The 11325-nt window shown below is 71.6% G+C and carries 10 protein-coding genes; all 10 read left to right on the forward strand.

Annotated elements, in window-relative coordinates:
• Positions 1-22: 22 nt before the first annotated feature.
• From pyrR to metK, 10 genes are read left to right on the forward strand one after another with little or no spacing between them, the layout of a single operon-like run.
• Positions 23-667 carry a bifunctional pyr operon transcriptional regulator/uracil phosphoribosyltransferase PyrR gene (gene pyrR, locus BM028_RS12785; RefSeq protein WP_092386992.1) on the forward strand — a complete coding sequence of 215 codons (645 nt, stop codon included), beginning with the start codon at positions 23-25 and terminating at the stop codon, positions 665-667.
• A complete protein-coding gene (locus BM028_RS12790; RefSeq protein ID WP_070416253.1) occupies positions 664-1635 on the forward strand; it encodes an aspartate carbamoyltransferase catalytic subunit in 972 nt (323 codons plus the stop codon). Before pyrR ends, BM028_RS12790 begins: the two co-directional genes overlap by 4 nt.
• Complete coding sequence (locus BM028_RS12795) at positions 1632-2990, forward strand: dihydroorotase (protein ID WP_092386993.1); 1359 nt, start codon at positions 1632-1634, stop codon at positions 2988-2990. Before BM028_RS12790 ends, BM028_RS12795 begins: the two co-directional genes overlap by 4 nt.
• The gene (locus BM028_RS12800; RefSeq protein WP_071296274.1) at positions 2987-3529 is read left to right on the forward strand and encodes a PH-like domain-containing protein; all 543 of its coding nucleotides are present in this window, start codon (positions 2987-2989) and stop codon (positions 3527-3529) included. The genes BM028_RS12795 and BM028_RS12800 overlap by 4 nt, the downstream gene beginning before the upstream one ends.
• The gene (gene carA, locus BM028_RS12805; protein ID WP_092386994.1) at positions 3529-4728 is read left to right on the forward strand and encodes a glutamine-hydrolyzing carbamoyl-phosphate synthase small subunit; all 1200 of its coding nucleotides are present in this window, start codon (positions 3529-3531) and stop codon (positions 4726-4728) included. The genes BM028_RS12800 and carA overlap by 1 nt, the downstream gene beginning before the upstream one ends.
• Positions 4728-8006 (forward strand): carbamoyl-phosphate synthase large subunit, encoded by a 3279-nt coding sequence (carB, locus tag BM028_RS12810; protein ID WP_092386995.1) that lies wholly within the window; start codon positions 4728-4730, stop codon positions 8004-8006. Before carA ends, carB begins: the two co-directional genes overlap by 1 nt.
• Positions 8003-8887, forward strand: coding sequence for an orotidine-5'-phosphate decarboxylase (gene pyrF, locus BM028_RS12815; RefSeq protein ID WP_092386996.1), 885 nt, complete (start codon positions 8003-8005; stop codon positions 8885-8887). Before carB ends, pyrF begins: the two co-directional genes overlap by 4 nt.
• Entirely contained in the window at positions 8884-9798 is a 915-nt protein-coding gene (gmk, locus tag BM028_RS12820; RefSeq protein WP_070416248.1) for a guanylate kinase, read from the forward strand. Before pyrF ends, gmk begins: the two co-directional genes overlap by 4 nt.
• A 35-nt stretch (positions 9799-9833) precedes the next feature.
• Positions 9834-10097: a DNA-directed RNA polymerase subunit omega gene (gene rpoZ, locus BM028_RS12825; RefSeq protein ID WP_022906709.1), complete on the forward strand. Its 264-nt coding sequence runs from the start codon at positions 9834-9836 to the stop codon at positions 10095-10097.
• Between the two features lie 5 nt (positions 10098-10102).
• Complete coding sequence (metK, locus tag BM028_RS12830; RefSeq protein WP_070416247.1) at positions 10103-11317, forward strand: methionine adenosyltransferase; 1215 nt, start codon at positions 10103-10105, stop codon at positions 11315-11317.
• Positions 11318-11325 lie beyond the last annotated feature (8 nt).

An 11325-nucleotide genomic window follows, 5' to 3' on the forward strand; every position in this document is an offset into this window, starting at 1 on the left:
TTGACCACGTCAGCATCCTTTAATGCCGTCCGGTGAGGCGGGGAAGGAGGTCGGCGTGGGCACCAGAACGGTCCTGCAGCACTCCGACATCACGCGTGCTCTGACACGCATCGCGCACGAGATCCTCGAGGCCAACCACGGTGCCTCGGACCTCGTGCTCCTGGGCATCCCGACACGGGGTGCCGTCCTGGCCGAGCGGCTCGACCGCATCCTGGCGGACATCGAGCCCGAGTGGGCGGACATCGAGCCCGAGTGGACGAGCGAACCGGCAGCGACCGGCGCGGACGCCGGCAGGTCGCACCGCGTCGGCACGCTCGACGTCACGATGCACCGCGACGACCTCGGCCACGGCATCGGTCGCGCGCCGCACCGGACGACCATCCCGGCGAGCGGCATCGACGGCAAGGTCGTCGTCCTCGTCGACGACGTCCTGTACTCCGGTCGCACGGTCCGGGCGGCGCTCGACGCGCTCCAGGGCATCGGTCGCCCGCGGGCGGTCCGGCTCGCCGTGCTCGTCGACCGGGGCCACCGCGAGCTCCCGATCCGCGCGGACCACGTCGGCAAGAACCTGCCGACGGCCTCCGACGAGCGGGTGACGCTCCGGCTGACCGAGACCGACGGCACCGACGAGGTCGTCATCGAGCAGGGCGACGGGGGTGCAGCGTGAAGCACCTCCTCTCCACCGCCGACCTCTCCCGCGCCGAGGCGATCCACATCCTCGACGTCGCCGAGGAGATGGCCGAGGTCAACACGCGCGAGGTCCGCAAGCTCCCCGCGCTGCGCGGCAAGACCGTCGTGAACCTCTTCTTCGAGGACTCCACGCGCACCCGGATCTCGTTCGAGGCGGCCGCCAAGCGCCTCTCCGCCGACGTGCTCAACTTCGCGGCGAAGGGCTCGAGCGTCTCCAAGGGCGAGTCCCTCAAGGACACCGTGCAGACCCTCGGCGCGATGGGCATCGACGGCATCGTGATGCGCCACGGCGCCTCCGGTGCGCCGCGGGTCCTCGCCGACGCCGACTGGATCGACGTCCCGGTCGTCAACGCCGGCGACGGCACGCACGAGCACCCCACGCAGGCCCTGCTCGACGCGTTCACGATGCGTCGGCGCCTGCACGGCGCCGGCAGCCGCGGCCAGGGCCTCGACGGCGTCCGGGTCCTCATCGTCGGCGACGTGCTGCACAGCCGGGTCGCCCGGAGCAACGCCTGGCTCCTGCAGACCCTCGGCGCGAGCGTCACGTTCGCCGCGCCGCCGACCCTGCTCCCGGTCGCGAGCACGCCGTTCGGCGCCGCGGTGCACCACGACCTCGACGTCGCCCTCGCCGAGGACCCGGACGTCGTGATGACCCTGCGCATCCAGCAGGAACGGATGAACGACGCGTTCTTCCCGAACCCGCGCGAGTACACCCGGCACTGGGGCCTCACGGCGAGCCGGTTCGCCCGGCTCGACGAGCGCACGCTGATCATGCACCCGGGCCCGATGAACCGCGGGCTCGAGATCGCCGGCGTCGCCGCCGACGACCCCCGCTCGACGGTCGTCGAGCAGGTCGAGAACGGCGTGTCGGTCCGGATGGCCGTGCTCTACCTGGCCCTGACCGGGTCCGAAGCGACCGCAGCAACGAAGGAGACCGTCGCATGACCGCCCACCTCATCCGCGGCGCGCAGCTGGTCGACGGCACGCGTGCCGACATCCGCCTGGAGGCGCGGCGCATCACCGCGGTCGGGTCCGGTCTCGACGCGGCCGGCGCCACGGTCGTCGACGCGGACGGTCTGATCGCCCTGCCCGGCCTCGTGGACCTCCACACCCACCTGCGCGAGCCCGGCTTCGAGGAGTCGGAGACGGTCCTCACCGGCTCGCGTGCCGCCGCCGCAGGCGGCTTCACCGCCGTCAACGCGATGGCGAACTCGTCGCCCGTGGCGGACACCGCCGGTGTGGTCGAGCAGGTGCAGGCGCTCGGCGACGACGCCGGGTACGTCACGGTGCGCCCGATCGGCGCGGTCTCGCAGGGACTCCAGGGCACCCACCTGTCCGAGATCGGCGCCATGGCGACGAGCCGGGCGAAGGTCCGGGTCTTCTCGGACGACGGCTCGTGCGTGTCCGACCCGCTCCTCATGCGCCGGGCGCTCGAGTACATCAAGGGCTTCGGCGGGGTGCTCGCGCAGCACGCGCAGGAGCCGAGGCTGACCATCGGCGCCCAGATGAACGAGGGGCGGCTGTCGTCGGAGCTCGGGCTCGCCGGTTGGCCGGCGGTCGCGGAAGAGGCGATCATCGCCCGCGACGTCCTGCTCGCCGACCACGTCGGGGCCCGGCTGCACGTGTGCCACGTCTCGACCGCCGGCAGCGTCGAGGTGATCCGCTGGGCGAAGTCCCGCGGCATCGACGTCACCGCCGAGGTCACGCCGCACCACCTGGTGCTGACCGAGGACCTCATCGCCGGGCACGACGGCGCACCCGGCTACGACGCCCGGTACAAGGTCAACCCGCCGCTGCGCTCCCGCGAGGACGTCGACGCGCTCCGGGCCGCCCTGGCCGACGGCACGATCGACATCGTCGCGACCGACCACGCGCCGCACACCGCCGAGGCGAAGTGCTGCGAGTGGCCCGCGGCGGCGAACGGCATGGTCGGCCTCGAGTCCGCGCTGAGCGTCGTGCAGGCCGCCGTGGTCGACGACGGCCGGCTCGACTGGGCCGACGTCGCGCGCGTCCTGTCCGAGGCGCCCGCGCGCATCGGCCAGGTCGAGGGGCACGGGCAGCGGATCGCCGAGGGCGCACCGGCCGAGATCACCCTGTACGACCCGGCGGCCGTCCGCGAGTTCTCCGTCGCCGACCTCGCCGGGCAGTCGCAGAACTCGCCGTACCTCGGTATGCAGCTCCCGGGCCGGGTCGTCGCGACCTTCCACCACGGGTACCCCACGCTCCTGGCGGGGGAGCTCGTCGACGCCGAGACGGTCGCCGGGCACGCGCGCGCCGCGCGGACGGAGGCGACGGCATGAGCGGTGACGCGCTGCGCTGGCTCGAAGGGGGCATCATCCTCGCCCTCGTCGTCGCGCTGTTCGTCGCCATGGCACGTACCTGGCGGACGCGGGCGAGGAAGCAGGCGGAATCCGTGCCTCCCGTCCCGGTGCCGACCGACGTCGGACCGGCGGCCGGATCGTGGGACGGCTTCACCGTCGCGACGACCCGCGCCGACCAACCGCTCGAGCGGATCACCGCTGGCGGACTCGGCTTCCGGGGCCGCGGCGGCGTGACCGTCCACGACACCGGCGTGGTGCTCCACCACGCCGGCACCCCGGACCGCTGGATCGAAGCCTCCGCCGTCCGCGGCGCCGACCGCGCCACGTGGGCCATCGACCGCGTGGTCGAGCCCGGGGGACTGGTCCGTCTGCGATGGACGGCGACCGGCGCCGCAGGTGCGTCGGACCTCGACACCTACTTCCGGTTCCCGGAGGGCGACGGCGCAGCACTGGCCGCCCTGCAGGGACTGTCGACGAAGCACGAACACCCGCACACCGCGGGCGAAGGGACGAACTGATGACACGCGAACGGGCCGTACTGGTCCTCGAGGACGGCACCCGGTACGACGGCTGGGCCTACGGCGCCCGCGGGCGCACGCTCGGCGAGGTGGTCTTCGCGACCGGCATGACCGGGTACCAGGAGACGCTCACCGACCCCTCCTACGCCGGACAGATCGTGGTGCAGACCGCGCCGCACATCGGCAACACGGGTGTGAACGACGAGGACCCCGAGTCCCGTCGCATCTGGGTCGCCGGCTACGTCGTGCGCGACCCCAGCCGCGTCGTGTCGAACCACCGCGCGAACGCGTCGCTCGACGACCACCTCGTGCGCGACGGCATCGTCGGCATCTCCGGGATCGACACCCGGGCGCTCACCCGCCGGATCCGCGACGCGGGCGCCATGAAGGGCGGCGTGTTCAGCGGCGCCGACGCCGCGCTGTCCGAGTCGGAGCAGCTCGACGCGGTCCGCGCGCAGGCCACGATGGCGGGCGCGAGCTTCTCGTCGATCGTGTCGACGCCCGAGACCTACGTGGTCCCCGCGGTCGGCGAGCAGATCGGCAAGCTTGCCGTGCTCGACCTGGGTGTGAAGGCCTCGACCACGCGGTACCTCGCCGAGCGCGGCTTCGAGGTGCACGTCGTGCCGCAGGACATCACCGCCGACGAGCTCGAGGCCCTCGCGCCGGACGCGCTCTTCTACTCGAACGGCCCCGGCGACCCCGCCGCGTCGGACGCCCAGGTCGAGCTGCTCCAGGGCAGCCTGAAGACCGGGCGCCCGTTCTTCGGCATCTGCTTCGGCAACCAGCTGCTCGGACGCGCCCTCGGGTTCGGTACCTACAAGCTCCCGTTCGGGCACCGCGGCATCAACCAGCCGGTGCTCGACACCGTGACCGGCAAGGTCGAGATCACGAGCCAGAACCACGGCTTCGCGGTCGACGCGCCCCTCGGCGAGGTCGTCGAGTCGCCGGCCGGCTTCGGTCGCGTCGAGGTCTCGCACTACTCCCTGAACGACCAGGTGGTCGAGGGCCTCCGCGCGCTCGACGTGCCCGCGTTCAGCGTGCAGTACCACCCCGAGGCAGCGGCCGGCCCGCACGACTCCGTGTACCTCTTCGACCGGTTCGCGGACCTGGTGCGCGAGCGTCGCGACGGGGAGCCGCTCGACGCGGCGACCGCCGACGCCACGACCCCCGCAGCAGACATCACCAAGGAAGCCAACTGATGCCGAAGCGCGCAGACATCAACTCCGTCCTCGTCATCGGCTCCGGCCCGATCGTCATCGGGCAGGCCGCCGAGTTCGACTACTCCGGCACCCAGGCGTGCCGCGTCCTCCGTGCCGAGGGCGTCCGGGTGATCCTCGTCAACCCGAACCCGGCGACGATCATGACCGACCCGGACTTCGCCGACGCGACGTACATCGAGCCGATCACGAGCGCCTCGCTCGAGGAGATCATCAAGATCGAGCAGCCGGACGCCGTGCTGCCGACCCTCGGCGGCCAGACCGCCCTGAACGCCGCGATCAAGCTCGACGCCGAGGGCATCCTCGACAAGTACGGCGTCGAGCTGATCGGCGCGAAGGTCGACGCCATCCAGCGCGGTGAGGACCGCCAGCTCTTCAAGGAGCTCGTCCTCGAGTCCGGTGCCGACGTCGCGCGCAGCCACATCGCGCACACCTTGGAAGAGGCGAAGGAGTACGCGCAGGACCTCGGCTACCCGCTCGTCGTCCGTCCGTCCTTCACCATGGGCGGCCTCGGCTCCGGCTTCGCCTACAACGAGGAAGAACTCGTCCGCTTCGTCGGCGACGGGCTGCAGTCCAGCCCGACGACCGAGGTCCTGCTCGAGGAGTCGATCCTCGGCTGGAAGGAGTACGAGCTCGAGCTGATGCGCGACAACTACGACAACACCGTCGTGATCTGCTCGATCGAGAACGTCGACCCCGTGGGCGTCCACACCGGTGACTCGATCACCGTCGCCCCCGCGCTGACGCTGACCGACCGCGAGTACCAGAACATGCGCGACATCGGCATCGACATCATCCGTCGCGTCGGCGTCGACACCGGCGGCTGCAACATCCAGTTCGCCGTCGACCCGTCGAACGGCCGCGTCATCGTCATCGAGATGAACCCGCGCGTCTCCCGCTCCTCGGCGCTCGCGTCGAAGGCGACGGGCTTCCCGATCGCGAAGATCGCCGCGAAGCTCGCGATCGGGTACCGCCTCGACGAGATCGAGAACGACATCACCCGCGTCACCCCGGCCAGCTTCGAGCCGACGCTCGACTACGTGGTCGTGAAGACCCCGCGGTTCGCGTTCGAGAAGTTCCCCGCGGCGGACGCCACGCTCACCACGACGATGAAGAGCGTCGGCGAGGCGATGGCGATCGGCCGCAACTACGCGACGGCGCTGCAGAAGTCGCTCCGCTCGCTCGAGAAGCGCGGCTCGTCGTTCCACTGGGACACCCCGGCGGCCGAGCTCGACAAGGACGCGCTGCTGCAGAAGTCGGCGATCCCGACCGACGGTCGCATCGTCACCGTGCAGCAGGCGCTCGTCGCGGGCGCCACCGCCGACGAGGTCTTCGAGGCCACCAAGATCGACCCGTGGTTCATCGACCAGATCGTGTTGATCAACGAAGTCGCTCTGGAGGTCGAGAACGCCGAGACCCTCGACGCCGACACCCTCCGCTGGGCCAAGGAGCACGGCTTCAGCGACGCCCAGATCGGCAGCCTGCGGGGGATCACCGAGCAGGAGGCCCGTGACGCCCGTCACGCCGAGGGCATCCGCCCGGTGTTCAAGACCGTCGACACCTGCGCCGGCGAGTTCCCGGCCCTCACGCCGTACCACTACTCGTCGTACGACGCCGAGACCGAGGTCGCCCCGAGCGACCGCAAGAAGGTCGTCATCCTCGGCTCCGGTCCGAACCGCATCGGGCAGGGCGTCGAGTTCGACTACTCCTGCGTCCACGCGTCCTTCGCGCTGAGCGCCGCCGGGTTCGAGACGATCATGATCAACTGCAACCCGGAGACGGTCTCGACCGACTACGACACCTCGGACCGCCTGTACTTCGAGCCGCTGACCACCGAGGACGTCCTCGAGGTCATCGAGGCCGAGGCGGCCTCCGGCGAGCTCGTCGGCGTGGTCGTGCAGCTCGGCGGCCAGACGGCCCTCGGGCTCGCGAAGCCGCTCGAGGCGGCGGGCATCCCGATCCTCGGCACCAGCCCGAGCGCGATCGACTCCGCCGAGGAACGCGGCCAGTTCTCCGCCATCCTCGACGCCGCCGGCCTGCTCGCACCGCGGAACGGCACCGCCCACGACCTCGCCAGCGCGACCGCGGTGGCCGAGGAGATCGGGTACCCCGTCCTCGTCCGCCCGTCCTTCGTGCTCGGCGGTCGCGGCATGGAGATCCTGTACGACTCCCCGTCGCTCGCGGACTACTTCGACCGGATGGCCGACCAGGCGATCATCGGCCCGGAACTCCCGCTGCTGGTCGACCGCTTCCTCGACGACGCGGTGGAGATCGACGTCGACGCGCTCTTCGACGGCGAGCGGCTCTACATCGGCGGGATCATGGAGCACCTCGAAGAGGCCGGCATCCACTCCGGCGACTCGGCCTGCACCCTGCCGCCGGTCGGCCTCGGCCGTGCCGAGATCCAGGGCGTCGTGGACGCGACCGAGAAGATCGCGCGCGGCATCGGCGTCCAGGGCCTGCTCAACGTGCAGTTCGCCATCGGCGCGGGTGTGCTCTACGTCCTCGAGGCGAACCCGCGCGCCAGCCGCACGGTCCCGTTCGTCTCGAAGGCGCTCGGCATCCCGCTGGCCAAGGCCGCGTCGCGGATCATGACCGGCACGACGATCGACACGCTCGTGGCCGAGGGGCTCCTGCCCGCCCGTGACGGCGCGTTCGTGCCGATCCAGTCCCCGATCGCCGTGAAGGAGGCCGTGCTGCCCTTCCGCCGGTTCCGCACCCACGACGGCCAGGTCGTCGATTCGGTGCTCAGCCCGGAGATGCGTTCCACCGGCGAGGTCATGGGTATCGACCGTGACTTCCCGCGGGCCTTCCTCAAGTCGCAGGAAGCCGCGTACGGCGGTCTGCCGACGAGCGGCACCGTGTTCGTGAGCGTCGCCGACACCGACAAGCGCGCCATCGTGCTCCCGGTGCACCGGCTGCAGCAGCTCGGCTTCACGATCACGGCGACCGAGGGCACGGCGGAGATCCTGCGCCGCAACGGCATCGAGGTCACGCTCGTCGGCAAGTACAGCGAGGGCGGCGAGAGCGTCGTCGACCTGCTGGCCCGGAACGAGGTCGACATCGTCATCAACACGCCGTCGGGTGCCGCCGGTCGTGCGGACGGGTACGAGATCCGTGCGGCGACGGTCGCGGCGGACAAGCCGCTGTTCACGACCATCGCGCAGCTCGGGGCCGCGGTCGCGGCGATCGAGACGATCGGGTCGCCGCACAGCGTGCGGAGCCTGCAGGACTACGCGCTCGAGCGCGCCACCTGGTGAGCGACCCCGGTACAGGAGGCGCGGCCTCCTTCGGCGTCCGGCTCGCGGCCGCCATCGGGTCGCGTTCCGCCCTCTGCGTCGGCATCGACCCCCACGCCGCCACCCTGGCGGCGTGGGGGCTCGGCCGCGACGAGCAGGGCCTGACCGCGTTCGGCGCGACCCTGGTCGACGCGGCCGCCGGCCGCGCCGCGGTCGTGAAGCCGCAGATCGCGTTCTTCGAGGCCGCGGGGGTGGCGGGCTACCGTGCGCTCGACGCGACGATCCGTCGGGCACGCGATGCGGGCCTCCTGGTCGTCGCCGACGTCAAGCGCGGCGACATCGGGTCGACGGGGGACGACTACGCGCTCGCGTGGCTGGACCGCGACGGTCCGTTCGCCGCCGACGCCATGACGGTGTCGCCGTACCTCGGCTACGGCTCCCTCGCGGGAACGGTCGACGTGGCGCGCCGGAACGGTGCCGGGGTCTTCGTGCTCGCCGCCACGAGCAACCCCGAGGCGCGCGTGCTGCAGACCGCGGTGCTCGCCGAGGGACCTCGTTCGGGGCGGAGCGTCGCTGCCGGTATCGTCTTGGACGTGGCAGACGACAACCGGAGAGGCGGCGACCAGCCCCTCGGCGACGTCGGGCTTGTGCTCGGCGCGACCCTCGACCTCGACGACTTCGGCATCGACGCGGACACCATCGGCACCGCGCCGATCCTCGCCCCGGGCTTCGGTGCCCAGGGCGCCCGCATCGAGGACCTCCGCGCGCTGTACGGCGCCCGCGCCGAGCAGGTGCTCGTCAGCGAGTCGCGCGGCCTGCTCACCGACGGTCCCGACGGCGTCGCCGCCCTCGTGACCGACCGTGCGGACCGGATCCGCGCTGCGCTGGGGGCCGCCGCATGACGACGGACCGCGACGGCCTGCCCGCACACCGGAACCCACCCGAGGTCGACCGGGTCGCCGCGGCTGCCGCTGCGGTGGCCGCCCGCCGTGCCCGGGCCGCGGTCAAGGCCGCCGTCGCGTCGGGGGAGCGCTCCGCACTCGAGGTCGCCCGCACCGCCTGGTCGGACGCCGACGCACCGGCCGAGAAGTCCCTGCGGGTGCGCGACCTGCTCACGAGCCTGCCCGGCATCGGACCGGCACGGGCGGAGTCGATCATGGGCGAGCTGCGGATCGCGCCGTCGAAGCGCCTCGGCGGCCTCGGCACCCGGCAGCGGTCGGAGCTCGCCGACTGGCTCGCGGCCCGCGGTCGCAAGCGCGGGTCGTCGAAGCTCGTCGTCCTCGCCGGCCCCACCGCGGTCGGCAAGGGCACCGTCAGCGCGTACATCCGCGAGCAGTACCCGGACGTCAACCTCAGCGTCTCGGCGACGACCCGCAAGCCGCGTCCGGGCGAGGTCGACGGCGTGCACTACTACTTCGTGGACGACGCCGAGTTCGACCGGATGATCCGCGACCGCGAACTCCTCGAGTGGGCCACCGTCCACAACTCGTACCGGTACGGCACGCCCCGGCCGCCGATCGACCGCGCGCTGGACGCCGGCGACAAGGTGATGCTCGAGATCGACCTGCAGGGCGCACGCCAGGTCCGGGACGCCATGCCCGACGCGGTGCTCGTCTTCCTGCTGCCCCCGTCGTGGGAGGAACTCGTGCGCCGACTGATCGGCCGGGGCACCGAATCGGCCGAGGAACAGGCACGCCGGCTCGACACCGCCAAGGTCGAACTCGCCGCCCAGGACGAGTTCGACGTGCGCATCGTGAACTCCGATGTCGGCACCGCGGCGCGTGAGGTCGTAGACTTGTTCACTGCGCCCTGACCGGGCGTCCCCCCGTTCCGTCGACTGGAGACACCATGGCCAACCCCCAGGGCATCATCGACCCGCCCATCGACGACCTGCTCGCCAAGGTGGAGTCGAAGTACGCACTCGTCATCTTCGCCTCGAAGCGCGCGCGACAGATCAACGACTACTACGCCGACCTGCACGAGGGTTCGCTGTTCGACAACGTCGGCCCGCTGGTCGACTCGACGATCGACGACAAGCCGCTGTCCGTCGCACTGCACGAGATCAACGAGGACAAGCTCACCGTCACCAAGCAGCAGCAGCCCACCGACTGACCGCGGTGACGAGCAGCAGCCTGCGCCTCTTCACGTCCGAGTCGGTGACGGAGGGGCACCCCGACAAGATCTGCGACCAGATCTCGGACACGATCCTCGACGCGCTGTTGACCGTCGACCCGCACGCACGCGTCGCGGTGGAGACGATGGTCACCACCGGGCTCGTGCACGTCGCCGGCGAGGTCACGACCTCGGGCTACGTCGAGATCCCGAAGCTCGTCCGTGACGTCATCACGGGCATCGGCTACAACTCGTCCGAGGTCTCCTTCGACGGCCACACCTGCGGCGTCGAGGTCTCGATCGGTGCGCAGTCGCCCGACATCGCCCAGGGTGTCGACGAGTCCCTCGACGCGCGCTCCGGCGCCGGCGTCGACCCGCTCGACCGCCAGGGCGCCGGCGACCAGGGGATCATGTTCGGCTTCGCGACGAACGAGACCCCCGAGTACATGCCGGTCGCGATCTGGCTGGCGCACCGCCTGGCCGAGCGACTGGCCGCGGTCCGCAAGTCCGGCGAGCTGTCGTTCCTGCGTCCCGACGGCAAGACCCAGGTCACGGTCGGGTACGACGGCGTGGTGCCGAAGACCGTCGAGACCGTCGTGCTCTCCACGCAGCACTCGCCGTCCGTCACGCTCGACGAGCTCACCGCCGCGGTGACCGAGCACGTGATCCGTCCGGTGCTCGCCCAGGTCGACCTCGACTCGTCGCACGTCGACGTCATCGTGAACCCGACCGGCCGGTTCGAGATCGGCGGCCCCCAGGGCGACGCCGGCCTCACCGGACGCAAGGTCATCGTCGACACCTACGGCGGTGCCTCCCGCCACGGTGGCGGCGCCTTCAGCGGCAAGGACCCCTCGAAGGTCGACCGCTCGGCCGCCTACGCGCTGCGCTGGGTCGCGAAGAACGCGGTCGCCGCGGGCCTCGCCGACCGGCTCGAGGTGCAGGTCGCCTACGCGATCGGCCGCGCGAAGCCCGTCGGGCTCTACGTCGAGTCGTTCGGCACCGGACACGTCGACGACGCCACGATCGAGGCCGCGATCCTGCAGGTCTTCGACCTCCGGCCGGCCGCGATCATCCGCGACCTCGACCTGCTCCGTCCGATCTACGCGAAGACCGCGACGTACGGGCACTTCGGCCGCGAGCTCCCCGGGTTCACCTGGGAGCAGCTCGACCGCGTCGAGGAACTCCGCGCCGCCGCAGGACTCGTCGCCGCTGCCGTCTGAGGCCTCGG

The sequence above is a fragment of the Curtobacterium sp. YR515 genome (assembly GCF_900113095.1).
GTDB lineage: Bacteria > Actinomycetota > Actinomycetes > Actinomycetales > Microbacteriaceae > Curtobacterium.

Excerpts from the sequence above, each read along its gene's own strand:
- BM028_RS12800 (WP_071296274.1), top strand. The coding sequence starts at position 2,987 with ATGAGCGGTGACGCGCTGCGCTGGCTCGAAGGGGGCATCATCCTCGCC.
- carA (WP_092386994.1), top strand. The coding sequence starts at position 3,529 with ATGACACGCGAACGGGCCGTACTGGTCCTCGAGGACGGCACCCGGTAC.
- rpoZ (WP_022906709.1), top strand. The coding sequence starts at position 9,834 with ATGGCCAACCCCCAGGGCATCATCGACCCGCCCATCGACGACCTGCTC.
- carB (WP_092386995.1), top strand. The coding sequence starts at position 4,728 with ATGCCGAAGCGCGCAGACATCAACTCCGTCCTCGTCATCGGCTCCGGC.
- gmk (WP_070416248.1), top strand. The coding sequence starts at position 8,884 with ATGACGACGGACCGCGACGGCCTGCCCGCACACCGGAACCCACCCGAG.
- BM028_RS12795 (WP_092386993.1), top strand. The coding sequence starts at position 1,632 with ATGACCGCCCACCTCATCCGCGGCGCGCAGCTGGTCGACGGCACGCGT.
- pyrR (WP_092386992.1), top strand. The coding sequence starts at position 23 with ATGCCGTCCGGTGAGGCGGGGAAGGAGGTCGGCGTGGGCACCAGAACG.